At 60.2% G+C, this 23,904-nt stretch carries 30 protein-coding genes and 1 pseudogene; 18 read left to right on the forward strand and 13 right to left on the reverse strand.

Features of this window, described 5'->3' with window-relative positions; genetic code table 11:
* Positions 1–2: 2 nt before the first annotated feature.
* The 5 genes from AC1DYO_RS03145 (at position 3) to AC1DYO_RS03165 (ending at position 4,473) form a co-directional block, all read left to right on the forward strand.
* Positions 3–902, forward strand: coding sequence for an NAD(P)-dependent oxidoreductase (locus AC1DYO_RS03145; protein WP_477260209.1), 900 nt, complete (start codon positions 3–5; stop codon positions 900–902).
* Positions 903–958: 56 nt separating this feature from the next.
* A complete protein-coding gene (locus tag AC1DYO_RS03150; RefSeq protein WP_477260211.1) occupies positions 959–1,951 on the forward strand; it encodes a DctP family TRAP transporter solute-binding subunit in 993 nt (330 codons plus the stop codon).
* Positions 1,952–2,060: 109 nt separating this feature from the next.
* Positions 2,061–2,615, forward strand: coding sequence for a TRAP transporter small permease (locus tag AC1DYO_RS03155; RefSeq protein ID WP_477260530.1), 555 nt, complete (start codon positions 2,061–2,063; stop codon positions 2,613–2,615).
* A 2-nt stretch (positions 2,616–2,617) separates the two neighbouring features.
* Entirely contained in the window at positions 2,618–3,901 is a 1,284-nt protein-coding gene (locus tag AC1DYO_RS03160) for a TRAP transporter large permease (RefSeq protein WP_477260532.1), read from the forward strand.
* Positions 3,898–4,473, forward strand: coding sequence for a gluconokinase (locus AC1DYO_RS03165; protein ID WP_477260213.1), 576 nt, complete (start codon positions 3,898–3,900; stop codon positions 4,471–4,473). The genes AC1DYO_RS03160 and AC1DYO_RS03165 overlap by 4 nt, the downstream gene beginning before the upstream one ends.
* On the opposite strand, the gene AC1DYO_RS03170 is transcribed toward AC1DYO_RS03165, so the two are convergent.
* The gene (locus AC1DYO_RS03170) at positions 4,470–5,825 is read right to left on the reverse strand and encodes an MmgE/PrpD family protein (RefSeq protein WP_477260215.1); all 1,356 of its coding nucleotides are present in this window, start codon (positions 5,823–5,825) and stop codon (positions 4,470–4,472) included. The two genes, AC1DYO_RS03165 and AC1DYO_RS03170, sit on opposite strands and share 4 nt — an antisense overlap.
* A gap of 259 nt (positions 5,826–6,084) precedes the next feature.
* On the reverse strand, positions 6,085–7,173 hold the full coding sequence (locus AC1DYO_RS03175) for a S1/P1 nuclease (protein WP_477260217.1): 1,089 nt from the start codon (positions 7,171–7,173) through the stop codon (positions 6,085–6,087).
* Positions 7,174–7,175: 2 nt separating this feature from the next.
* On the opposite strand from AC1DYO_RS03175, the gene AC1DYO_RS03180 reads away from it, so the two are divergent.
* From AC1DYO_RS03180 to AC1DYO_RS03200, 5 genes and pseudogenes are all read left to right on the forward strand, one after another.
* Positions 7,176–7,517, forward strand: a complete 342-nt coding sequence (locus AC1DYO_RS03180; RefSeq protein WP_477260219.1) for a hypothetical protein — start codon at positions 7,176–7,178, stop codon at positions 7,515–7,517.
* Positions 7,517–7,843 carry a DUF4236 domain-containing protein gene (locus AC1DYO_RS03185; protein ID WP_477260221.1) on the forward strand — a complete coding sequence of 109 codons (327 nt, stop codon included), beginning with the start codon at positions 7,517–7,519 and terminating at the stop codon, positions 7,841–7,843. The genes AC1DYO_RS03180 and AC1DYO_RS03185 overlap by 1 nt, the downstream gene beginning before the upstream one ends.
* Before the next feature lie 162 nt (positions 7,844–8,005).
* Positions 8,006–8,431: pseudogene (locus AC1DYO_RS03190) on the forward strand (thermonuclease family protein); the annotation flags it as partial.
* Positions 8,394–8,687 carry an excalibur calcium-binding domain-containing protein gene (locus AC1DYO_RS03195; protein WP_477260534.1) on the forward strand — a complete coding sequence of 98 codons (294 nt, stop codon included), beginning with the start codon at positions 8,394–8,396 and terminating at the stop codon, positions 8,685–8,687. The pseudogene AC1DYO_RS03190 and the gene AC1DYO_RS03195, both read left to right, overlap by 38 nt.
* 70 nt (positions 8,688–8,757) lie before the next feature.
* Positions 8,758–9,189 carry a hypothetical protein gene (locus AC1DYO_RS03200; RefSeq protein WP_477260223.1) on the forward strand — a complete coding sequence of 144 codons (432 nt, stop codon included), beginning with the start codon at positions 8,758–8,760 and terminating at the stop codon, positions 9,187–9,189.
* A 210-nt stretch (positions 9,190–9,399) separates the two neighbouring features.
* On the opposite strand, the gene AC1DYO_RS03205 is transcribed toward AC1DYO_RS03200, so the two are convergent.
* Entirely contained in the window at positions 9,400–10,332 is a 933-nt protein-coding gene (locus AC1DYO_RS03205) for a ketopantoate reductase family protein (protein WP_477260225.1), read from the reverse strand.
* Between the two features lie 249 nt (positions 10,333–10,581).
* Between AC1DYO_RS03205 and AC1DYO_RS03210 the strand changes: the two genes are divergently transcribed.
* Together AC1DYO_RS03210 and AC1DYO_RS03215 are read left to right on the forward strand one after the other, a co-directional pair.
* Positions 10,582–10,758 (forward strand): YegP family protein, encoded by a 177-nt coding sequence (locus AC1DYO_RS03210; RefSeq protein WP_477260227.1) that lies wholly within the window; start codon positions 10,582–10,584, stop codon positions 10,756–10,758.
* A gap of 413 nt (positions 10,759–11,171) precedes the next feature.
* Complete coding sequence (locus tag AC1DYO_RS03215; protein ID WP_477260536.1) at positions 11,172–11,567, forward strand: hypothetical protein; 396 nt, start codon at positions 11,172–11,174, stop codon at positions 11,565–11,567.
* Between the two features lie 15 nt (positions 11,568–11,582).
* On the opposite strand, the gene AC1DYO_RS03220 is transcribed toward AC1DYO_RS03215, so the two are convergent.
* From AC1DYO_RS03220 to AC1DYO_RS03240, 5 genes are all read right to left on the reverse strand, one after another.
* Positions 11,583–12,143 (reverse strand): GNAT family N-acetyltransferase, encoded by a 561-nt coding sequence (locus AC1DYO_RS03220; RefSeq protein ID WP_477260229.1) that lies wholly within the window; start codon positions 12,141–12,143, stop codon positions 11,583–11,585.
* The gene (locus tag AC1DYO_RS03225) at positions 12,140–13,432 is read right to left on the reverse strand and encodes an MFS transporter (protein WP_477260230.1); all 1,293 of its coding nucleotides are present in this window, start codon (positions 13,430–13,432) and stop codon (positions 12,140–12,142) included. The genes AC1DYO_RS03220 and AC1DYO_RS03225 overlap by 4 nt, the downstream gene beginning before the upstream one ends.
* Positions 13,433–13,576: 144 nt before the next feature.
* Positions 13,577–14,638, reverse strand: a complete 1,062-nt coding sequence (locus AC1DYO_RS03230) for a pyridoxal-phosphate dependent enzyme (protein ID WP_477260232.1) — start codon at positions 14,636–14,638, stop codon at positions 13,577–13,579.
* 24 nt (positions 14,639–14,662) lie between these two features.
* On the reverse strand, positions 14,663–15,544 hold the full coding sequence (locus AC1DYO_RS03235) for a GHMP family kinase ATP-binding protein (RefSeq protein WP_477260234.1): 882 nt from the start codon (positions 15,542–15,544) through the stop codon (positions 14,663–14,665).
* Positions 15,545–15,790: 246 nt separating this feature from the next.
* Entirely contained in the window at positions 15,791–16,492 is a 702-nt protein-coding gene (locus tag AC1DYO_RS03240; protein WP_477260236.1) for a winged helix-turn-helix transcriptional regulator, read from the reverse strand.
* A gap of 320 nt (positions 16,493–16,812) precedes the next feature.
* Between AC1DYO_RS03240 and AC1DYO_RS03245 the strand changes: the two genes are divergently transcribed.
* Complete coding sequence (locus AC1DYO_RS03245) at positions 16,813–17,946, forward strand: Fic family protein (RefSeq protein ID WP_477260238.1); 1,134 nt, start codon at positions 16,813–16,815, stop codon at positions 17,944–17,946.
* Positions 17,947–18,624: 678 nt separating this feature from the next.
* Here AC1DYO_RS03245 and AC1DYO_RS03250 read toward each other — a convergent pair.
* Complete coding sequence (locus AC1DYO_RS03250) at positions 18,625–19,665, reverse strand: IS110 family RNA-guided transposase (RefSeq protein ID WP_477260240.1); 1,041 nt, start codon at positions 19,663–19,665, stop codon at positions 18,625–18,627.
* A 320-nt stretch (positions 19,666–19,985) separates the two neighbouring features.
* Here AC1DYO_RS03250 and AC1DYO_RS03255 point away from each other — a divergent pair, with 320 nt between their 5' ends.
* Positions 19,986–20,249, forward strand: a complete 264-nt coding sequence (locus AC1DYO_RS03255) for a DUF982 domain-containing protein (RefSeq protein WP_477260242.1) — start codon at positions 19,986–19,988, stop codon at positions 20,247–20,249.
* 52 nt (positions 20,250–20,301) lie between these two features.
* The gene (locus tag AC1DYO_RS03260) at positions 20,302–20,895 is read left to right on the forward strand and encodes an SOS response-associated peptidase (protein WP_477260244.1); all 594 of its coding nucleotides are present in this window, start codon (positions 20,302–20,304) and stop codon (positions 20,893–20,895) included.
* 20 nt (positions 20,896–20,915) lie between these two features.
* Here the strand turns inward: AC1DYO_RS03260 and AC1DYO_RS03265 are convergent, their stop codons facing one another.
* Positions 20,916–21,179, reverse strand: a complete 264-nt coding sequence (locus AC1DYO_RS03265) for a hypothetical protein (RefSeq protein WP_477260246.1) — start codon at positions 21,177–21,179, stop codon at positions 20,916–20,918.
* Positions 21,180–21,194: 15 nt separating this feature from the next.
* A complete protein-coding gene (locus AC1DYO_RS03270) occupies positions 21,195–21,782 on the reverse strand; it encodes a hypothetical protein (RefSeq protein WP_477260248.1) in 588 nt (195 codons plus the stop codon).
* 122 nt (positions 21,783–21,904) lie between these two features.
* Between AC1DYO_RS03270 and AC1DYO_RS03275 the strand changes: the two genes are divergently transcribed.
* Positions 21,905–22,114: a hypothetical protein gene (locus AC1DYO_RS03275; protein ID WP_477260250.1), complete on the forward strand. Its 210-nt coding sequence runs from the start codon at positions 21,905–21,907 to the stop codon at positions 22,112–22,114.
* Positions 22,115–22,576: a hypothetical protein gene (locus AC1DYO_RS03280; protein WP_477260252.1), complete on the forward strand. Its 462-nt coding sequence runs from the start codon at positions 22,115–22,117 to the stop codon at positions 22,574–22,576.
* 41 nt (positions 22,577–22,617) lie between these two features.
* Here the strand turns inward: AC1DYO_RS03280 and AC1DYO_RS03285 are convergent, their stop codons facing one another.
* The gene (locus tag AC1DYO_RS03285; protein ID WP_477260254.1) at positions 22,618–22,806 is read right to left on the reverse strand and encodes a thermonuclease family protein; all 189 of its coding nucleotides are present in this window, start codon (positions 22,804–22,806) and stop codon (positions 22,618–22,620) included.
* Between the two features lie 43 nt (positions 22,807–22,849).
* Between AC1DYO_RS03285 and AC1DYO_RS03290 the strand changes: the two genes are divergently transcribed.
* Positions 22,850–23,236 carry a hypothetical protein gene (locus AC1DYO_RS03290; RefSeq protein WP_477260256.1) on the forward strand — a complete coding sequence of 129 codons (387 nt, stop codon included), beginning with the start codon at positions 22,850–22,852 and terminating at the stop codon, positions 23,234–23,236.
* A 46-nt stretch (positions 23,237–23,282) separates the two neighbouring features.
* Here AC1DYO_RS03290 and AC1DYO_RS03295 read toward each other — a convergent pair whose 3' ends face one another.
* Entirely contained in the window at positions 23,283–23,816 is a 534-nt protein-coding gene (locus AC1DYO_RS03295; protein WP_477260258.1) for a Ros/MucR family transcriptional regulator, read from the reverse strand.
* Positions 23,817–23,904: the final 88 nt, after the last annotated feature.

A 23,904-nucleotide genomic window follows, 5' to 3' on the forward strand; every position in this document is an offset into this window, starting at 1 on the left:
GAATGACCAGCAACAACAAAACACGCATCGGTTTCATCGGAACCGGCATCATGGGCGGCCACATGGCCCGCCGGCTGGCGCAAGCCGGGTTTGCCGTGACGGCATGGAATCGCGGCTCCGACAAGGCTGATGCACTGGCGCCTTTCGGCGTTGGCGTTGCCGCTGACGCGGCACAGGCGGCACGGGATGCTGACATCGCGATCTGCATGCTGAGCTCAGGACCGGTCTGCGACGAGGTTCTGTTCGGCGCAAACGCTGTGACCGACGCCATGTCTTCGGGCTCCACACTTGTGGTGATGAGCTCCATCCCGGTCGAGACCGCGCGCAAGCAGTCAGGTCTGGCAGGGCAAAAGGGCATCCGCTATGTCGACGCCCCGGTCTCGGGCGGCGAGAAGGGCGCTCGTGAGGGCACGCTGGTCATCATGGCTGGTGGAGAGGCAAGCACCATCAATGCGCTGGAGCCTGTCCTTGCTGCACTCGGCCGCGTCACCCATGTCGGCCCGGCAGGCGCAGGCAGCCTGGCGAAGCTCGCGAACCAGCTGATTGTCGCCTCCAACATCTGCACGGTCGCAGAAGCGCTGCTGCTTGCCGAAAGGGGTGGTGCGGATCCTGCGCGGGTGCGTGAGGCTCTGCTTGGCGGCTTTGCCGACTCGACGGTGTTTCGGCTGCACGGGCAGCGCATGATCGAGGCCGATTTTACCCCCGGCGGGCCGGCAAAATACCAGATCAAGGACACCGGCACGGCGCTGGCGCTTGCCGCGTCGCTCGGATTGAGACTGCCGGTCGCAACGGTGGTCGACCGCATTTTTCGCGGCCTCGTCGATAATGGCGGCGGCGATCTCGACCACAGCGCGGCAATCGTCGAGCTGCGGCGCATGAACCCGCTGACAGGGGACGCATAGATCGAATTCGCTTGCTGGAGGGCGGGCGAAAACAATTTTGAATGGAGGAAGAACCTATGAAGATGAAACTGATCGGCTCTCTCGTGGGAGCGCTGTTGCTGACCGTTGGCGCGAGCAGGGCCGAAACCCTGACCCTGTCGACGCCCGATGCCGATACGTCCGAGATCACCCTGGCGGCCAAGCACTTTGCCGAGCTGGTCAAGCAGAAGACCGCTGGCGAGATCGAGATACGCGTATTCCCCAACGGCACGCTCTATGGCGGCGACCCCTCGGCGGGCGTCAAGCAGCTTGCCGGCGGCTCGCTCGACATGTTGCTCAACGCAACCTCGCTCTATGCGACCTTCAATCCGAAGTTTACAGCCATCGCGCTGCCTTATCTGTTCGACGACGTGTCGCAGCTGCGTGCCTATCTCGACGGCGAACCAGGCAAGGAACTCGTCGCCGAACTGGACAAGATCGGCATCAAGGGTCTCGATCTTTGGTCGCGGCCGCTGCGCCAGATCACCAATTCGAAGCACCCCATCACCAAGCCCGAGGATCTCGCCGGCCTGAAGTTGCGCGTGCCGAACAACCCGCTCTGGGTCGAGTTCTTCGGAGCGATGGGAGCGGCTCCGACGCCGATGGCCTTTGCCGAGGTGTACAACGCCCTCCAGCTCAAGGTGGTCGACGGCCAGGAAAACCCGGTCAACGTGCCCGTCAGCGCCAAGCTCTACGAGGTTCAGAAATATCTCACGATCAGCAACCATATCGCCGACGCGTGGGTGGTGGGCATCAATCCGGCGCGGTTCGAAGGCCTGACGGAGGCGCACAAGCAGGCGTTTCAGGAGGCCGCGATCGAAACCGAAGCCTGGAAAGCCGACAACGACGCGGCCGACATCGCAAAGTCGATCGATACGCTCAAGCAGAACGGCATGGAGGTCAACGAGCTGACTCCGGAACAACGCCAGGCTTTCGTCGCCGTGGCCACGAAGCTTGCGCCGACATTCGCAGGTCTCGTCAAGGATCAGGCCTTCTTCGATCGCACCATCGCCTTTGTGCGCAAGAACTGATGGGGGCGTGGGCACACCTGCTGCCGAGGGCCCTGCCCCTATCGGGCGGGCCCACATTCCGATCTTCGTCGCGGGGCACGTCTCGCATCCGCTCACAAGGACCAGTGTGATGAACCTTAAGCGTCCGTCGTTCAGCCGTGTCGTGGAGCTCGTCGCCGATGTCGCGGCGGGCACCGCCTGTGGCGGCATACTGGTCATCGTGCTCATCCAGGTGAGCGGGCGCCTGCTCGGCAAGCCTCTGCCCTGGACCGAAGAAGCCGTGCGCTTCCTGTTCATCTGGATGGTGTTCCTCGGCCTCGCGGCGGGGTTCCGCACGGTGGAATCGGCGCGCGTCGTCGTCTTCATGGCGATGGCGCGAAACCTCTTCCGCCACATCGCGGTGCCCATCTATGTCGGCTCCTCGGTCGCGTTCTTTCTGGTCACCGGCTGGACCGGAATCACCCTGGTGCGTCAGCAGATGATGATGAACGAGGTCGCGGCCACCTTGCCTTTGCCGATGTGGGTCATCGGCCTGGTCATGCCCGTGTCCTCCGCTATCGCCATCCTGGCCATCATCGAATCGTTGCGCAGCCGCCGCGATTTGATCGCATTGCCAGAACCCGGCCTACCGCCGGGCGAGCTGGCCCATGCCGATGTCAGCATGACAGCGAGGAAGCAGTCATGAGCATGAGCCTTTTCCTTCTCATTTTCTTCTTCGCCATGAGCATGGTCGGCGTGCCGCTTGCGGTGGCGTTGGGACTTGCCGGCGTGGTGACGCTGCTCTTGTTCACGCCGATGCCGTTCGACCTTTTGACGCAAACCATGTTCTCGTCGATGAACTCGTTCCTTCTTGTTGCCGTGCCGCTGTTCATCCTCGTCGGCGCGGTCATGGAGCGCGGCAAGGTGGCCGAGCGCATCTTCGATTTCGCCGAGGCGATCGTCGGCTGGCTGCCCGGCGGCCTGGGACATGTGAACGTCATTTCCTCGGTGATCTTTTCCGGCGTGTCCGGCTCATCCGTGGCCGATATCGCCTCTGTCGGCGCCATCGAGATCAAGGCCATGGAACGCCACGGCTTCCCGAAGGGCTATGCCGTCGGCATGACGCTCTGCACCGCGACCTTGTCGTCGATCATCCCGCCGTCGATCCTCGTGGTCATTGCCGGATCGATCGCCAATGTGTCGATCGGCACGCTGCTGGTCGCCGGCTTCGTGCCTGGCCTGTTCATCGCCTTTGCCTTCATGGTGTTCAACCACTTCTACTCCGTGCACTATGGCTACAATCCGCCTTCGCCTTTCGTGCTCCGGACTGCGATCGTGACCGGTCTGCGCGCCATCCTGCCCATGTTCACACCGGTCATCCTGGTGGCCGGCATCGCCAGCGGTCTGTTCACGCCGACGGAGGCGGCGGCGATCGCCGTCGTCTATGTCATGGTGCTGGCGTTGCTGGTCTACCGCTCGATCCCGCTCTCCGCCGTCCCCGAAATCCTGATCTCGACGGCGCGCATGTCCGGTACCATTCTCTTCATCGCCGCGACCTCGCAGCTGGCCGCGTGGATCTTCGCTTTCGAAGGTCTGCCCGACAAGGTCGCGGTGCTGCTCGATGCGGTCAGCGCCGGTCCTGTCTCCGGCCTGCTGGTCATCTTCGTCTTCCTGCTGATCATCGGGATCTTCATGGAAGCCATTCCGGCTATGTTCATCCTCATTCCGGTGCTGATGCCGCCGGTGGCCTCGCTCGGCATCGATCCCATCCACTTTCTGGTCGTCACCGTGCTGACGCTCACCCTTGGCCTCGTCACGCCGCCGGTGGGCGTGTGCCTGTTCGCGGCTGCCCAGGTGGCCAACATGCGTGTCGAGGACGTGATAAGGGGTTCGCTGGCGCCGATGACGGTCCTTACCGTCGCGATATTCCTGTTGGTGCTTTTCCCCGTCCTGACGCTGGGGCCAATTCGCTTGATGGGCCTCTATCCATGAACGAGCGGGAGCAAGAGCCGACGCCAGCCCAAGCGCTGTCGGCCAACCACGTTCCTGAGTTTCTTGTCGTGATGGGCATAGCCGGCACCGGCAAGACCGAGATCGCACGGCGCCTGGCTCGCGCGCTCGGTGCGTCGTTCGTGGAGGCCGACACCTTCCACAGCCCAGCCAATGTCGAGCGCATGCGCAACGGCGTCGGATTGACCGACGATGACCGCTGGCCGTGGCTGAACGCTGTCTGCGATGCTGCGCTGGCGCAACGTCGACCGGTGATCATCGCCTGTTCGGTGCTGAAGTGGCGCTATCGCGACCTGTTCCGGCAGCGACTTGGCGCCGTACGCATACTCTTCCTGCACGGTCCGATCGGCCTTATCGCCGCTCGTCTGCAAGCCCGCAAGAATCACTTCGCTTCCATTTCTCTTCTCGAAAGCCAGCTTCAGGCTCTCGAACCACCGACGCCCGACGAGCAACCGATTATCCTCGACATCGCGCAGACGCCTGAAGCCATCGTTGCCGAAGCGCTGAAGGCGTTCGGCACGCACGTGCCTGCCAGCGCGACAGACAGCCTCTAGCCTGCCGATCCAATTCGGCTGACAGCAGCTGGCCGTGCCGACAGGCAGGCGAGCAGCGGCGCGATATCGCCCTGCCTTAGCAGTGACACCGACTGGATGAGGTTCCCGATGTCGGCTTGCGAGAGGGTATCGCGCCCGAGGTCGTGGAGTTTGTCCTCGACAGCGGATTGCCCCATTGGATTGTCGGCGTCGCCAAGCGGCCGGGGTATATCCACGGCGATCTCGCGCGCGCCAACAGCCATGGTCACGCGGGCCGGCGTGCGTTGCGGGAATATGCCGGCAAATTCGTCGGGGTAGCGGATTTCCACTCTCCCCGCGAGGTCCACGACCTCCGGGTCTGAAAGCGAGTGAGGACGCAATGGCCGGAACGCCTCCGCTCCTCGCAGCGCTGCAAGTGCGGCAGCAAATGGTACAGAAAACTGCCCGCCTTCGAGCGACTTCGGCGTGCACTCGTTGGGCAGTTTTCGCGCTTCAGGGAAAATGTCGACCACAATTCGGCCAATCGGTTCATCTTGGCCAAGGTCGGTAACCAGAGCCAGCACGGCATCGATGACGGGATGTGTGTAGCGGCAGGATGCATAGGGCTTGAGATAGGTCTCGCTGATCAACCAGCGGCTTCCGAGTTCGGCGGTGATCGCCTGGACATCGTAGGCATGAACGCGGTCCAGCATGTCGATCGAACCGCTCATGCCGCAGCCGGCCCGCTCGACAGCGAACCGCGCCGCCACCGTCGACCAGGGGCTGCTACCCTTGACAGAACTGGCCCGGCAATCGCCTTGCGGCAGGTTTTGCGGTGCATCGGCACCCGCTATGGCGATTGCATGGGCGAGCTGATCGGCGCGCATCCCGCGTAGCCACCCGATAGCGGCCGCCACGCCGAAGCCGGTCCATTGGCCACTGGCAAAGCTCATCGTGTCGGAGAAGCGCCGGGCCGCGGCGATGCGCAACGCAACGTCATAGCCGATCGCGGTAGCGGCCAGCACATCATGGCCGTCACGGCCAAGATTTGCCGCTTCCATCAGGACGGCGGGAATGATGGCAGCACCTGGATGACCTGCCGCGAGACAATGGCCGTCGTCGACATCGAGGGAACTTGCAGCCGCGCAATTGGCGAACAATGCGCCTAGGGGATGCAACCGGGCTTCGGTGAACCAGGCGTGTGCCGAGCCGGGTCCAAAACAGGCGCGCGCGGCTATGCGCGAGAGCCTGGCATTGTCGGTTGGCACGCCACCGATGAGTGCTGCGAGCGTATCGAGAATGGCCCGCTCGGTCTTTTCAGTGACGACATCCGCAAGGTCCTCGTAGCGTAGGGCACCTACAAAGTCGGCCAGCTGTTCGGTGATAAAAGGCACTGCCTGCTCCTGATTTAAGTATACCTGGTATACCTATCGTCAGCTATAGCCCAGTTCCGTGAGAGCCGCAATGGTTTCCGCACGAGATAGGATCAGCCCCCGAGCCGCCTCACTATGATCGATCGCAAGTTGAGCAACTGCGGAGCGGGCAGCGTGAGCCAGAAACGGCTTCAGTTGCACCAGACAGGAACGGGCGGCATCAAAGACAGCGCACCTTGCTGCGCTCAGGCAGCCTCACTGACCATGACGGTCCGCGGCCCTACTTGAAGGCGTCGTTCAGAACGTTGGCCAGTCTGGCAGCTGCAAGCGCTGCCTGGCTTCTGGCCAAGTTTCGCGCATCGGTTTCGTATATGCGGGTCAGTACGGCCACGGTGTTTTCGCTCAAGACAGGTTCGGCATAGGCGAACTTCTTGCCGAGCACGAAGCTCTCTTGGGTCCAGGCATCTGGATCCAGCACCTTGGCCTTTGCGCTGTCGACCTGGAGCTTCGAGATGCCGGCCTTGTCGGCGGCATCGAAGATGGCGCCGGGCACCGAAACGTATCCTCCGAACATCCGGTCCCAATAGGCATGCAGATCGACAATTTCACTGGTCGCCGGCGTCACGTTGACCTCGTTGCCGCCGCGATCGCCATCGGTGTTAATTGCAGATATTCGCTCCGTCGCGTGCAACGGCTGGTGAATGTCGCCGACGAGATGCAGCAACCAAACCATGTCGTAGGAACGGATGTCATCGGTTGCGGCAGACGTTGCCGGCAGCGCTGCTATGAACAGTTTCATTTGCGAGACGGCGTTGATCGGATCGGCGTCCGAGAATGGCGTCCCGTCGGTTGAAAACCTGATGTCCTTGAAATGCCAATAACGATGCATGTTCTTGTCGGCATAGCCGATGTTCTGCCCCGTCGGCGTGTCGTCGTCCTTGGTGTAGCCGTGGGCAGGGTCTTTGATGTCGTCCGCCCAGACAGCTGCGTGAACGAAGGCATATTGCGCCTTCTTGTCATCCGGCACGCCGGCAATCCAGCTCTGATAGTCGGGATTCAGCTTAATCAGGGCATCGGCTTTGGCCTTCGCCTGAGGGGTCAGTTTGGAGTAGGCCACGGCAGCGATCTGCATGTGGCCGCCGTCCCACCAGGCCAGTGCAGGGGCCGATGACAGGATCAATGAAAGAACGGAACCAAAGACGAGCGCGACACGCATGTATTCCCTCCCCAGAGCCAGCATCGCCGATCTATCAACTGTAGACGACACGGCAATGACGACAATGGCACCTTCACGGAACGTGGAACCTTTCTGGATTCGACAGCAAAGGACAAATAGCGCATGATCCTGCTGGGGTTTGGGGGAATTCATTCATGCGCGTGCGCGAATTTTCGTGCGTGTTGTCCGCATTGCTCTTCTCGGGCTGCGCAGCCGACTACTTGAACCACTACGATACGGTGACGCTCGCGGCCGGAGATGCGTACCATGCAAACATGCTTTTGCAGACGGTCGATCCGTTCAACCCAAATAGCCAAAACACCCACATAGAGAGCGATGGCCTGCGCGTTGCTGGTGTTGTCCAGCGCTATCGGGGAGTGGCCAATGCCGCCGCGGCCCCATCGGGTGGCAATTGCCCGACGGACGGCAGCATGGCGGCCGACGGTTCGCGGTGCGGCGGGCGTTCGGCTGAAAGCCGTCCAGGCGGGGCACCGTGATGAGCTTCCGATTTCGTCGCAGCTTCAAGATAGCCCCTGGCCTCAGGCTGAATGTTGGCAGGAAAAGCGTGAGCGTTCGGGCCGGTGTCAAAGGTTTTGGACTAACATCGGGGACGGCCGGCAGCCACATCAGCGGCGGGATTCCCGGCACCGGTCTCAGTTACACGAAAAGGATCAGGGGCAAAGGTTCTGGGTCGGCGTTGGAAGCGGATGCCGTCGAGACACCCAGACCTCGAAGTCTTTTGGTTCGGCTGATTGTCGGGGCGTTCGAAGTGGTCGCTGGCATATTGCTCCTTGGCCTCCTCGCACGCTTGTTTGGCTTCTGAGGGGGCGGGAGCTTGGACAGATCCCGTTACGACAATCGGTCTGATCAATGGCGCAAACTGATTGGCGCCAAGCTGCGGCGTATGCGCCGACCGGCGGGCATTCCGAAGCGGCTGGTCTTCGTGATGCTGGCAGCGATGCTAGCCTTCGTGACGCAATTCGCCATGCAGCACAGAGATCGCGTCCCCGATTTCAACCTGTCCAACTGGATCGGGCCGACACCGGCGCCGATCGCCGGCGTTGCCTCAGTCATCGACGGCGACACGATCGAGATCCGCGGGCAGCGCATCCGCTTCAACGGCATCGATGCGCCCGAAAGCCGGCAGTACTGCGACGACGCGAAGGGTTTCGAGTATCCGTGTGGGCGGCGCGCCGCCGACGCTTTGGACACCTTCCTGGCCACCTCGCGGCCGGTGCAATGCAGGTTCGTCACATGGGATCGTTACGACCGCTTTGTCGGCGATTGCCGTCGCGCGGATGGCGCCAGCGTTGCAGCCTGGATGGTCGAGCACGGCCAGGCGCTGGATTGGCCTCGCTACAGCCACGGCGCCTATGAAAGTCAACAAGCGAAGGCTAAGGCGGCGAAGCTCGGCTTGTGGGCCGGAACGTTTCAGACGCCCTGGAATTGGCGCGCTCAGCACACCGAAAATACGCCGCCGGTGGCAAGCCAGCCACTCGGCATCATCAGTCGCCGGCAGGTGGCTCAAAGCTATTTCGTGCCAGCCGCGGCGAACCTGCTCGCAAATCGGTTCGTGCGACGAAGCCCAATGGTATCGCAGCAACTGCTCCTGGGGCGGCAAGCTGGATCGCGATGGCGACGGTGTGGCGTGCGAAACTCTTTGCTGAACGATCGGTATTCCAGATGTCGAAGCCCATAGTTCACGGGGCAGGGTTAACTCCATACGGGATTTATCTTTTGGCGGAATCCTATCGCGCTGCCGGCGATATGCTCAACTCACTTCACGACCGCCATTCGCGGTTCTCTGATCACCCGCGGCGGCTCCTCTACTTCCAGGCGCTCGAAAATTATCTTCGCAGTTTCCTCAGGCTGCATGGCACGGAGCCGGAAGAGCTCCGCCGCTACAATCACGATTTCGCTGCCATGCTGAATGACAGCAAAGCGATCGGCATGCACCTTTCCAAGGATGCGGAACTCTTGGTGCGGTCGAGCGCCTTGAGGGGCGACTACGTCCGAATCCGATACGATTACAATTTGAGCGATCCGAGTGGCCGGCGAAGAAAACAACCGTCAATGAAGTCCCTTGAGAAGGCCGTCTTCGAACTGGAGAACACCGTTCGATCGGCGATAGAGGCAACTGGGATCGAAGTTAGTCCAAAACCGGTCTGACGCCGCTTCGAATGTCCTGGCAGAGCTGCAGCTTGAACGGTGTCGAGTGCCGCAGGTATGGACCGCGTGAGCAGACACTCAACCAGGTGGGATTTGAAGTCTCTAACTGACGCGGCCTCGACCTCGCGCACGGGCATCGACGATGTGTGCTTCTGGGATGCAGCGGGGCTGTTTGCCACGGCCGAGATGAGCGCGAGGCTGACCGACTCCTTATAGGGGCGCGCGCGACATGCCGGACCCGCGCGCGTGCAGGTGTAGTGCGCGGTACACGGCCGAATGTCCCGGCGTTGTGACGCCGAGTTTCGTCCCTAGTTCGTGCATGCGACCGGAGAGCCATGCGACCTCAATCGGCTTTCCGCGATCTAGGTCGTTGGCCATGGAGGATTTCGTCTCGGGAGGGAGCACTGTCCACCGCTCGCGCGCACGATCGATGAAGTCCTCGGGCATCGGATGGCCGGCCGCAGCTGCCACCGACATTCCCTCGTCACGCAGCTGCTCAATAAAAAATCGCGCTTCGGAATCCGCGAGAATTGGGCCTATCCCCGACCTCATGAGGGCCGTTCCACCCGAAAAGGCGGAGAGCGTTACGAACTTTTCCCATAGAACGTTGTCAATGTCTTCGATCGAGCGAATGCCGATGCCTTTTGCTCTCGCGCCAACCTCTTCGAATGCCCTAATGAGAGGATCGTGATACCCCCCGACGAGAACCTGCGGCATGCCGCCCGCATGAACGATCTCGCCGGGCCTGGCAACAAAGGCCGAGAGGTAGGTTGCCCCACCGATGACTTGATCCGGAGAAACATAGCGGCCAAGCGTCTCGACACTGTCGACACCGTTCTGCAGCGTCACAACGCGCGTGCTTCGCTTCATGAGTGGCTCGAGAGACTGAGCCGCCTTCTCGCTGTCATAGGTCTTGACTGCGAAAATGACGACGTCGACGGGACCGATCTCGGCTGCGCTTTCGCTCGCCATCACTTTCGAAAGGACAACATCGCCCTGAGGGCTCGCGATGGTAAGGCCTCTCTCGCGCATCGCCTGAAGATGGGCGCCGCGTGCGATGAAGCTGACATCCGCACCAGCTTCTGCCAGGCGCGCGCCGATCAAGCCGCCGATGCCACCGGACCCCACCATCGCAATGCGCATGACCATCCCTCGCACAGAGCCCCGGCGCTGCGCTCACATTAGCACATTCTAAGGCCGCGTTCACCGTCGCCGAGAACTTGCAATGAGCGTCGGGCGACGGCAGGTAACTCGCGCCATTTGCAAGCCCGGACGACCTCCAAAGTCAGGCGTGGTGGAACCCGCAACAACGAGCCGTGCATAAGGCGAACCTGACCTTGAAGGCCAGTCCGATTCCTGCAAAGTATCGACCATTCATTGGAGGGAGCACCCATGGCGCACAAGTTCGAGATTTACAAGGACAAGGCTAGTGAATACCGCGTTCGGTTCAAATACAACAGCGAAGTGATATTCTCGACGGAGGGCTATTCAAGCAAAGCCAGCGCTCAGAATGCAATCGACTCTATAAAGAAGAATGGCCCCAATGCGCCAGTCGAAGACAACAGCTGAAACGCAAGTACGACGTTTTCTTCTTCGAGCAGAACATTCCCCTCGGAGGCGCGTGCACCCCCGCTCAATTTAGCGACCGGTCGACAAGGGTCGCCAACGTGGTTGACGATCTGCTGCTCGACTTGATGAGTTTGGTTTCTTGGTCGAAGTGGGCCGAGAGACGCATTAGAACTCTGCGCGCCGACTGGCACAAATTAGCCTCATGAAGCTCAAACTGGTGCTGACCTAGCGGCTGTCCGCAAGCTCGATGGATTGTTTGCTTTCGTGCGAGCGCGATCGCGAGGGCATGGCTGGGCGAAGCACGGTGGGGTTACTGGGGATTCCTGTGTGAAACGGCCGCCATGGGCGGATGGCGTGTGGATAATCAGCACGTGCCTATTGCCGATCCCGCCAGAGAGACCACTCTCACCATTATGGTTGCGGAGCATGTTGAACTGGCGTTGTTCGAGCAGACGTTGGGCAATGGTGACGGCATGCATCGGCCATTTTACGATCGGGTGGCTGACGCCGCAGAGAAAACCGCAGGATCGGTTTTGTTCGATATTCGCGTCGACGGCGATATGCACATTCAGCGAATGGCGGCGATTGGATACGGCAAAGCCACCACGGCTATCGTCGTGATGGAGAAGAACGGACAGCTTCGATGCGCGTCGGTAAACGCGGACACCGACCTTCTGGTAGCAGACCTAGCGGCGTGGTCAGCGGCGCCGCTGAGTGAGCAAGCGCGTGCTGATTATCATGGTACGGCCGTAATCCTGCTGGCCAAGCTGCGTAGCATGGGCCACTTTGAGGGAGCGCTGGAAACATGAGTGCCGTACCCTTCGTCAGCCGCCGTAGCCCGGAACCTCGACATTCAGGATATGCTGGTCACCAACGGGCCCCTGAAAGACCTCCCCGGTGTCGACGAAACCAACTCTCAGATAGACCGATTTCGCGAGCACATTGCGGGCGTTGACCGCAAGCATCAGCTGCCTGACGTCGGGACGGTTCTGCCGCACCCAGGAAATGGCCAAACCCGCGCCCGCCTTGCCATAGCCTTTGCCCTGGCAGGCGCGGGAAATCCGGAAGCTGTGCAGCGTGACTACACCGCGAGGCGCCCAATCGGGCATGGCCTGCTTCTCGCGCAGGATGAAGAAGCCTACCGTCATTTTGGAAACGACAATCGCGAAAGCATGTTCCAGGTCGGGATGCAGACTGTTTTGCAGCCCATCGAAGACCGCATCCACCGAGCCGGCGAACTGCTCCTGGTCTGGATCGAGCACCAGCATCTTGATGGCCGCGCGTGCTGAGGCTGTCACTCGGCGCAACTCGACCTGATCTGGTTGGGCCGTCTTTGAAGATGCCGAAGCATCCCCAACCCTGCCGGCTTCCGATCGCGTCGTCATCGATCCGGCCTTCCCTCAACGAGCCGGCCAGTGGAGGGGCGGTCCGGATCGGCATGATCATCGCGACACCGTGCGTGCTCAGCCGCTGCCGAGCGCCTTTGCATCCAAAAGATGCCAACGCTCCCGCAGGCAAACGCGCTGGCAAGACCGAGGAAGATGTCTCGGACAGGAACACCCGAGGCGAACGTCGGAATAAGGTAGATGAAGACAGCGACCAGTCCGATGGCAGCGTCGATGTTGCTGCGAACCCGGCCGACCATTCGGCTTGATACGGTCTTCAGTATCGTCACATCGCTTCCGGCCCGGACCATCATGAAGGACAGGCCAATGAGGCCTTGCCACAGCACGGCCTCAGCCATGGTTTGAGAGCTCGAAAAGCCAGCAGTGGCCGCAGCGAGAAGGATAGTTCCGGCGGCAATGATGATCCTTTCTTTTGCGAAACCGGAAAGCCACGCCAAGGTGACGCTGCCGATCAAGCCGCCACCCGAATACATCGCCGCGAGCCAGCCGTAGGATTCGGATGACAGCTTCAGATCGTAGTGCGCGAAACCGGCCAGAAGTGCATTGGATGCGTGCGCCGAGGCGTAGGCCAGCAAGAGGGCGCAACCGGCGATCCTGAGGCGAGGATTTCGCACAGTCTCAAGAAGACCGCCGATCAGGTCCTGCAGGTGATGACTGCGATAGATCGGGGAGGCGCGGTCTTCATGTCTGACAAGGCCAGCGAAGGCGGCAGCCAGGAAGGAAAAGGCCGCGCACACCGTCAGACCGCTGGCCAAGCTTGCAACCGCAAGGCAAAGACCGCCTACCGCGGCACCGACAATGTTTCCAACCTGGCTGGAAAGAATGCCCCGCGAAACGGTTCGTGCCAGCAAACGCGCACCGGCTAGCTGCAGCAAGGCCTGGCTGCTGGGATAAGACAGCAGCGAGCCGACGGAGACTAAGCTGGCCGTGGCGTAAAGGACCGAGATCGGCGTGCGCTCTGGCGAATAGCACCAGGCGATCAACGCCAAGAGCCCGACACCGGCAGCATGGATCATCTCTCCCATTGCGAACATCAGCCCCCGGCGGGAGCGATCTATCAGCGGTCCGATGAAGGGCCCAACGGTCAAGGCCAGCAATTGCCAGCAGATCAGGACCTTGCCGACCGAAGCGACGTCACCGCTGATCTGTAGCGCAAACCAGGAGACCAGCACGATGTACATGCTGCGCGCGCATTGCATGGTGAAAAGCATCGCGTAGATCGGCAAAGGGGGCCGGCAATGACAGAGCGTCCTTGGATGCTGAAGCATTGGCCACTCTCCTCGACAGCCTGACCGATTACCCGCCCTCGAACTGATCGCGGGTCGTCGGGCCGAAGCCCCGTTATCGACGTCAGACCAAACGTCGTTGCAGGAGCGCCGCGATCGCGCGCGTCTTTTCCAGTCCGGACCCCTCTAGCTGCCGGCTCCAACACCAGTCCCATTGCTGGCATGGGCCAGCACATCATCGAGCGTTCTGCGCTCCCAGAAGAACCGCGACCATCTCGACATCGGCGCCTTCGGTGTGCTGACCGTCATGGGACCTGCGGGTGGTGGTGGTTCGCCCCAGCCTGCAATTGCCTTGAGCCATTCCTGATCGTAGACCGTTTCGACATATCGGTGCCCCTCGTCGGGAAACAGCGCGACGACTGTCTTTCCGGGATTGGCCTCAGACCACCATTGCGCGACCCGGTAGGCAGCACCACTGGTCGGACCCATGAAAAGACCGTGCTGGCGATGAAGATCATGCGTGGCATGGAATGCCTCGGCCGGGGTTAGCCAGTGAACCTCATCGAACTGGCTGTGATCGACATTTCCCGGGAGAATGTTTCCACCAAGGCCGCTCAGGTTGAGCTTGCCGCTCGGCTGGCCGAACAGGACGCTGTTTGGTGTGTCGACACCGATCGCGTAGAGGTCGGGAAACAACGTTCGCAAATAGCGAGATGTCCCGCTCACGGAGCCACCCGAACCGACAGGACCAATTAGGCAATCCACCTTGCCGAGCCGGTCTATCAATTGTTCGGCGACCTTGGCGTAGGAGAGGGGATTATCGGGATTGTAGTACTGCGAAGGCCAGTAGCTGCCGGCAATCTCGCGCAGGTGAATCTGCAGGCGGTCGAGCCGAGCCTGCTGAAGGCCTCCTGAGGCAGCTGGACTATCGACGATGGTAACGTCGGCGCCGAGCTCGATCAAACGTCGATGAAGATGGCGATCGAGCGCCCAGTCGCTGACGAGGATCAGCCGGTACGCCTGCTGAACCGCCAGCATGGCCAGGGCAAGGCCAAAGGTCCCTGACGAGGATTCGCAAATTGTCGCTCCTGGCTTCAGCAGTCCCTGTTGGGCGGCGCGCTCGAGCATGAAGCGGGCCGGCAACAGCTTCATCAAGAAGAAGCTGGCGCCGAAGAAGTTCTCGCTGAGCGGCACAAGGCGCGGGCCTTCGAAATCTTCCAGTTTTCGCATCAGCGCACGGGTCGACATGGGCTTCTCCTGCGTGCCAGATTTTCAATGGCGGAAGATCGTCGGCTCGAAATCGGAGCGTCTCAAAGCGCCAGCCGCGCGATCGATGTTTGCGGTCGCGTTCTGGTCTCTTGCATCGAACATCAGTCCGACGACCGTGCCGCTGTGAGCGACCTGAGTGCCAATGGCGCCAAAGCGGTCGCCGATCGTTTCGATCTCTCTCAGCCGTGGTTTTGGAAGAAACCGTTCGTTGATCCGCGCGCTCGCCGTCGCAACCCTGCCCAGCATGCGGGCGTCGGCATTCTTGATGGCTGTTCGCAACAGACTGCGAAGCGGCCGAAAGGTCTCGATCTCCAGCTGATCATAGCGCGCCGGCTCGAATTCCAGCGTATCGACTGTGACGTCGGGGGTTGTGTCAATGCTGATGAAATCGATCGGCGGCAGCGGCCTGCGGAAGGATTCCATGACGAGGCCGTCACGGTGGGCGAACAGCACCGCCTGCTGCCTGAACAAAGTGGAGTCGCAAGCCGTTTCCGCACCGACCGCGAGCTGCATGACGTCGTCCGAGCCGGCATCGATCTCCAACCAGTTCAAGACCGCCAGAATGCTTGCCAGAACGTCGGCGGTGGAGGAGCCCATGCCCCGGCCAATGGGGATGTTGCTATCGATGGCGAGAGCGCCACCGGCTCCGGGCCGACCGAATGCATTAACAGTCAACTCCGCCGCGCGCCGAGCTTTCTCTCGCGAGACGGGCCAGACTGTCACGTGATCGCTATCGTTCGCGGTAAACCTGGCCTTGGATCTCAGCTGACGGCAAGGCAGCGAGACCAGCGCGCGCCGCAACTGTGCGCCCTCGTCCTCAAACAGGCCCTGGACCAATTCCCCGTGATGGCCGATGGCTTCAGCGTACCCTGCGACCATAGACATGAACATCTCCTAAATACTTTAGAAACATCTTATGTATCTAGGATAATACTTTCGCAGGCTACGCCGAGCACAGCAACAAACAAAGTAATAATCTTTTGTATTGTGATAATTACGACTACATGACGCAAATTTATTTCGTCTTACACATCGGTCACAAATGCAAGACCCTGAAAAATCGGACCAAAGGCCGGCCAAGCGGCCGCGGGTTAGACGCCGGGCGTTGCTTGGTCTGGACTGTGGAAGTGATTAGCCCGACTTGTCCTCGAGCGCGTAGCCGACCAGCCTGATCGTGCGAATGGCAACGCAGCGCGATGACCTTCTGAGTAATTTTCGCAACTGGCTTATGTGAACATCGACCATGCGCGCGCTTACGCCGGTGCTATTTGGCCAGGCCACCGCAATCAGCTCATCGCGGCTGAGCACCTTCTCCGGATACTCCAGCAGGTGGCGCAGCAACTTGAACTCGATTGGCCCGAGCGAGATCTCCTTGCCGGCGCAGCGAACGCGATGGCTATCGATCTGCATTTCGACATCGCTGTAGGCCAGCGATTTGCTGCCCTGAGGCCCTTGTCCTGATGTTTGGCCGAGGGCCAGCCTGGCGCGCAGGTACTCGAGCAGCTTGGCGGGAGCAAACGGCCGGACAAAGCGTTCATCAACGCCAGACCTCAACAGCTGAATGTGTTGAGCTTCCGCGCCGGGCGACACCAGAGCGACACAGGGGAGGGCAGCTGTGCGGGCATCCTGCTTCAGTATTGCGCTTCCAGCCGCCAGTTGATTGTCCGGTCGACAGTCCAGCACAACGGCCTGGACCGGCGTCTCAGCTGCAAGCGCCAGCACGTCATCGATGGAGCCGGCCAGTGCGCCGGTGAAACCGTCGACCACCAGGATGTGGCTGAGGAGCATATAGAATTCCGCATCCTGCGAGCAGATCACGATCAATGGCTTCATATGCGCAGCTAGGCCTTTCAGCTGCCCCTCAAGACGGACCGATATATGCCGAATCCCGCATGGTGAGACGTCAGAATGTCAGAACAGGCCAACTATAACAACAAAACCCAGATGGGGGCTGTTTCGGATTCAAGCCCGCGAATCCAGTACGCTAAAGGCAGCGAGAATACGAAAAACTGCGACGGGCTTTGGATGCGCCCAGCTGTCGGATCTGCTTCCATGCGGAGAATACCTGCGGTAATCTCCGCACATGATGCGGAGATTACCGTTTGCGCGTGCGGCGAATATGGCGCATAATCTCCGCAGGAGATGCGGAGATTATGGCAAAATACGTCCACCAGCTGAAAGAATGGCCAAAATTCATATGGCACTCTGAAAAGCTAACCAGTCAGCTTGCCGCCGTCCGGCATCGGCAGGGCAGACTGTTTGGTCAGATGCAAGCCCTTGGCTTCACCCTGCGACAAGAGGCGATCCTGAGGACGCTCACAGAAGACGTTCTGAAATCCAGTGAGATCGAAGGCGAGATTCTTGACAAGGAGCAAGTCCGCTCGTCAATCGCACGGCGCCTTGGCATGGAGGCTGGCGCGCTTTTGCCTGCCGACCGCAATGTCGATGGCGTTGTTGAAATGATGCTCGATGCTACCCAGAAATACAAAGACCCACTGACGGATGAGCGCCTGTTCGGGTGGCACGCGGCGCTCTTTCCCACCGGGCGCAGCGGCATGAGCAGGATCATTGTCGGTGCATGGCGAGACAAAAAGTCGGGGCCGGTGCAAGTGGTCTCTGGCGGCTATGGTCGCGAGCGTGTTCACTATGAGGCGCCTCAAGCCGATAGGCTCGAGCGAGAGATGAAGGCATTTCTCGACTGGTTCAATGCCAAGGGCGACATCGATCCCGTCCTCAAAGCCGGCCTTGCCCATCTTTGGTTTGTGACGATCCACCCGTTCGATGATGGCAATGGCCGTATCGCGCGTGCGATTGCTGATATGGCGTTGGCGCGCTCCGAAGATAGCGCGCAGCGCTTTTACAGCATGTCGGCGCAAATCCGTCTTGAGAGAAATCAGTACTACGAGATCCTCGAGAAAACCCAGAAAGCCCCGGACCTCGATGTTACGCCCTGGCTGCAATGGTTTTTGCAGTGCCTCGACCTCGCCATTGATGGAGCAGAAGAAACGCTGCAGAGCGTCTTCCGCAAGGCTGATTTCTGGAAGCGGCATGAAGCGCTGCCAATCAACGACCGCCAGCGCGATATGCTCAACAGGCTGCTTGATGGCTTCGAGGGAAAGCTGACGTCGTCTAAATGGGCAAAAATAGAGAAGTGCTCTCCTGATACGGCCTTGCGTGATATCAATCAGCTTGTGACGTCTGGCGTTCTGAGTAAACAGGATAGCGGCGGGCGCAGCACAAGCTACTATCTGGCAGACTGGACGGTCACAGAGGCGTCTGAAGGATAGGCTCATGCATTGCACATTCTACCAGTGGCAATGCACCGTGCGTCGCGCCACTTCAGCGTCCCACCCTGAAGTGACCACCACTTCTAACATTCGGGACAAGCCCTGATGAATGAACCTGCGTTCGGCGGCAGCCGGGCGCTCGCAGGAGAAGAGGGCGTATAAACCGCAATCCCGCGTGCGCCCGCAATGTCGGGCAAGCATCGCGCGCGGGATGGAGGAAATTCGCCTCCGCCGTGGCGGTGAACGGGACAGCCGTAGGAGCGTTCTCTAATTGCGAGCCCAGGGTCAACCGCTTTCTAGCCTTTCCATATCCGGGACGTGCAGGGTGACCTTCACGCAGCTCCTCGGCGGTCAGCCTACGGTGCTGACGTGTCCACAGACCTAAATAACCGTTCACGCCCTTCATTGGCGGATCGTTCTAGCAACACGTCGACCGCCAGATAAAAGTTTCTACTGGCCCTTGGACGAATGACCTGCCTCCTGCCGGTTTCAGCGTTCTCTTCGTGGTCGAACAGTGCTCGCCACAGCATGGCATCGGACGCCGCGGCTCCCAATGTCAGCAACGCAGTCCGCTCCGATGGAAGGGCTGCATAGCTCCTGGCGGGTTTGCCGCTGCTCGTCCCGGCAAGGGACAAGATTACCGTCGAGCGACGGATTTCTTCGGGTTCACCTCCATCTTCATGCGACTGCCTCCGCTTCAGCGGCCGACCATCGGAAGGATACGCCATCCACCCACATGCGGTGCATGACTACTGCTAGCTTTCGTGCGACGGCGATCTTTGCCTTTTTCAAGCCGCTCCGCTTGGCGATCCGCAGGCCCCAGGCTTTGAGCGCCGACCACTTCTCGACCCTCGTCAGGAGCGTGCCGGCGGCCTCAAATAAATAGGTACGGACAAGACCGTCTCCGCATTTTGAGATGCCCCTGTTGCGATCGATTTCACCCGACTGATAACATCGCGGTGTCAGGCCGAAGTACGCGCCAACGCTGCTGGATTTCGCAAACTTGGACGGATCATCGACCGCTGTCACGAACGCAAGGGCCGTGAGGACGCCCACGCCAGGAATGGCCATAAGCTGCCGGCACACAGCACTCCCTCGAGCACGACTCATCAGTTGGCGGTCAAGCTGCCGAATCTGCTCCTTCAGGCAGGAGTGGACGCACAGCATCGACCGCACGGTTTGATTGAGCATGGGGTCGCTATTGTCGCACGCCTCATCCACGAGCCGTTCGAACGGCTCGCCCGTTCGTCTTGACAGAACGACGCCAAAAGTTTTGAGAATGCCCCTGATCTGGTTGGTGACCTCTACCCGCATTCCGACGAGTTGAGCTCGTGCTCCAAGCATCGAGCGAACCGCGTGGCTGTCGAGACTCTTTACCCCGACCTCCCGATACCAGCCCGTCTTGACGATCTGGGCCAATCCATATGCATCATTCTTGTCGGTCTTGTTTACCTGGCCACTCATGGTCGCCTGCGCATGGCGGGAATCAAGACATAGCACCGGTAGCCCCATCGCCTTCAACGCGTGCCAGTGCCAGGTGGACAGGGGACCGCTTTCGAGCCCAATGCGCAGAACATCGGGTGCTTTGGATCTGATGTTTCCGGCTATGTCTTCTGGCGTCGATAGGCACTTTCCTTGCCAGACAAGCTTACCGTCGCTGCCGATAACGCAAAGGTGGGTCATCTCCTGCGAGACGTCTAACCCAACAAATTGGTCCATGGTGGCCTCCATGAGAATCATTGACGGCGAAGAATCTAGCATCGCCCGCAATTACCCCATGTCAGCATAGCGACGGCCAAAGGCCGGGACGCGGGACCGACTGTCCCCGCCACGGCGGTCCGCAGACTGCATGATGGTCGAGGTGGACGCCCAAAACCACCAGGCCCGATCGCCGGGAGCGCGATTTTGCCAGTCGAGTTTTGGCTGCCTTCAACACGCAGTGGTTATCCCTCGGCATACCGTTGCAATGGAAGTCGTCGACGAAACGGAACCCATCGCCCCATCGCAAATTGACTCCCGTTCGATCTGGGGAGGCATGCATGCAGGATCAAAGGTTTGAAACCCCGGTGCGCGTAGCGCTCGGCAGATCGAGGAACACAGTCTACACCGTTGAGCGCGTAGCCCAGGCTGCGGATATCCTGTTGAACCGGTGGCCGGTGATGACCGGCAAGAAACATGTCGCCGCCCGGAAAGCCTGCCTTGGCGTTCTAGAAGGGCTGAAAGAAGCCCGTCATGCTCGCAAGGCCTTTGTTGAGGCGGCAATGGAGGCAGATATCCTGGTTGAACGGGATTCGTTCAGTTGAGCGGCGGTCCGCTTTTCATCGTGCCCCGGATTGTCCAGGTCCGGAGCCTCTCATGTGCAACGATTATGAACAGCATGTAGTGTGGGCTGAATATTGCCGGATGATGGCGTCGCTGGCGCTAAAAGTCCCCACCCACCAAACCGAACTCGATTTGCCTCAGGCGGATGATGTCCGCATCAACGACCCGGCGCCAATAATGCGCGCCGCCGGTGACGCCATCGAACTGGCATCGATGACGTTCGGATTTCCGCCGGCGGGACCGAAGGGCGGACCGGTTTTCAACTTCCGCTCCGAAGGCCGGCAATTCGCAAACAGCAATCGCTGTCTCGTTCCGGCGTCCGGGTTCTTCGAGTTCACAGGCACGAAGTATCCCAAGGCGAAACATCGCTTCACGCTTAACGGATCCTCGTTCATGGCCATCGCAGGGCTTTGGCGCGAAGCCGTCGGCAACAAGCCGCCGACCTTCACCATGCTGACGACCGATCCCGGCCCGGATGTCGCGCCGTATCACAATCGGCAGGTCGTGGTGCTTCAGCCGGAGAATTGGGCCGCCTGGATCAACCTGACGAAGTCCGAGGCTGAGCTTTTACGGCCGCTGCCGGCGGGATCGCTCGCGGTTGAGACGGTGCGCCCCGAAAGCTCCTAACACGGCATCGAGCCCGACGACTATTCCATGTCGGGTACGTCACCGCTGACGAAAAGCGTTGTAGGCGGGCCGTAGTCACCAAGCGCTGGATCGGCATCGCGGCTCCATGCGATGACGCCGACATATCTGGAAGCCAGCGCCTTGGCTGTACGAACTGCGCGGTCCTCGCTTTGCTGATCTGTCGGGCCGTAGGCGGTAAACAGATCGCCCTCGTCGCCACGATCAAATGCGACGACGACAATCAGCTTTGGCTTCTTCTGGCCAGGTAGGACATGGTCGGACATCATCTCTCCTGGGCGTCAGTGCGATGTCGGCTTCTCCGTCGCCGCCTCAAGCGCATTGATCGCGTCGTGCACAGCATGGCGCTTCGGTTCGATCGGCTCATCGGGATAAAAGTGCGCAAGCTTCAGGGCTGTGAACGCCACCGTAATGCCGGTAACGAGATCGCGCATTTCGGGCTTGTTCTCGAGATCGGCTGCAACTCTCCATGCCAATATGCCATCCGACCCGTCGAACCCACCCTGTTTGTCGTCCTCAACACGTTCGCGCAGCATGGCCAACGCCGTGGGACGATCGGCAAGCTGGGTTTCGGGATTGATCAGCAGCTCCAGGCTGACCGCGGTCGGCTTGCGGTCGTCGGGCCAGCCGGCGCAACAGGCTTCCAGCGCCGCGCGGTTGGCTTGTCCCCAAGCGTCTGCGGCGCCGCAATCCCAATCGTCCAATCCATCTTCCGGGGCACCATTCATGTCCCAGCCTTCGACTGCGAACGCCGCGTCTGCTGCCTGTTCCGCGGTGAAGCCGGCGCGTTCCAATGCCTGCTGCGCCGCAGCGATGCCGCGTGAAATTTCCTCCGGCGACGCGCCCGGAACTGACAATAGCAGGTCCATGTCTGTCTCCTGTGGGCTGTTTTAGCCACAGTGAACGAAAAGAGAACAAACTGTCAAGAGTGCCCTTGACGAGACAGGAATATGTTCCTTATTCCTGAATGCCATATGAGCAGGAAAGGGCCATGGGAAAGCGCCAGAACGGGCCGTCCGGCGAAGCTATGTCCGGATTGGAAAAGGTTGCTCATGAGGCCATCACCGCGGCCGGCGGCGACGCCATGGTTGCGTTGCTGAATGTCCTTGCCCGGAACATCGACCTTGAACGGGAACTGGCCTTGTTGCGGGCCGCGGTCTCGAATGGCTATTCTCGCGGCTGGCACAAGGCGCGCCTCTAAATGGCGAAGACGGCGGAGGACAATTTCCGGATCGAGGTTTGGGATCGAGAGGAGAAAACGCATCTCGAAACCATTTGCCGATCTCCCGACGCGATGGTCAGCCAGGCGGCCTGGCAGGCCGCCATTCGACGCCGGCCCGGCATGCTGCTGATCCACTACAACAGTCGCCACGTCATGGAAAAGATCATCACGCCAGGTGAGGTGAAGGTCCCGCCGCAGACGATCATCAACGGTAGCATTCATGCGGGTCTGGACGTTTCACTTGGAGATCTGCGCGAATGGCACAAATTGCGGGCCTGGTGCACAAAATGCTCACATCATGCCGAGGTGAAGCCAGCCGGGCTGATCCGGCGATATGGCAAAGGTGCGCTGTTCAGCTCCGTCGAGAGGGCGCTTTTCTGCACCAACTGTGACAGAGGCGGGCCGGTAAGATTGGAGATTCACAAGCTGCCGCGAAACTGAACAGGCTCCTATCGAGACCGCAGGAGAAAACGCCGAAGGTGTTAGTGTTCCCTGCGCCAATTCCACGGCTTGTCGAATGAGCCGGCCCACATGCCGCGCTTTGCGGTCCTGGCTCCCTGCTCGGCCCGAACGTAGAAGCCAGCGCTATATCTCGGCCAATCAAGCGCATAGCCCTGCTTGACCATCCATTCGCCGATATCGATGCCTGCGGCAGTGCAGACAGCGACCATGCGCCTGTAGAGATCGCGGTCGACTTATGCACGACGTTGGGCGATGCGCCTGAAGAAAATCCGCCAAGGCGAGCGATGCCTGCTGCCCGCAACGGTATTTCTTGCCAGAGGCACCGACGCAAATCTGGGCACTCTCCGGCGCGTCTATGCCATTGAAGCGAATGCGCTGCCCATGAATTTCGATCGTGTCGCCGTCGACGACAGATGGAATACCCACCAGCGGTTCGGCCACCGCAGGCAAGGTGAAGGAGAGCCAGGCGACCGCCAAGAAGCAGACGCCAAAGAAGGGAAAGCGCGTCATGAACCACAACTTCGGTCAGACATCACACGCGCAGTCAGGCGCCTTGAGGCATCGTTTTTCTCGCGAGATGCAGCTATCGCCACACGCCTGACCGGTCAAACAAGTCTTGCAATATCCTCAACGGAATAGTCGACCAAGGCACCGGCGTCCCGGCGCCTTGGCCAGATGCAGCGAGCTAGGTTTTCGCGGGTGCCTTTCGCGCCTTCTTCGGCAGTGACTTGACTGATACCGCACTTGCCGTCGCCGCTGCCGCACGAGCAAGTCGTTTTGGCTTTTCTGACGCGGCAGGTGTGGGCACCACGGCCTTGCGCCCGAGCCCTATTGATTTGGCCAACGCCGAGCGAGTGGCCGTGTAGTTCGGTGCGACCATCGGGTAATCGGCCGGCAGGTTCCATTTCTGCCGATATTCATCGGGGGTCAGATTAAAATGGACTCCGATATGCCGCTTCAGGGATTTAAACTTCTTCCCGTCTTCCAGACAGATGATGAAGTCTGGCGTCACCGACTTCTTGATCGATACAGCCGGTTCCTGCTTGACGACCGGTTCGGCCACCGGCGTTCCGATGCCTTTCAGAGCGGCATGGATATCCCCGATCAGCTTTGGCAACTCGCTGACCGGCAGTGGATTGTTCGACACATAGGCGGCGACGATGTCGGCCGCTATCGACACGGTAACCAGTTGGCCGTCTTGTTCGGGAGCAGTGGTCATATAGTTTTCCTCTAATAGTATCGGACGAATTAACCGAATTTGATTTCCCCATACCGCCAGCGAGACAAATAGTACGTTTCTTTCTACG

The organism is Mesorhizobium sp. P2_F5 (assembly GCF_056403715.1).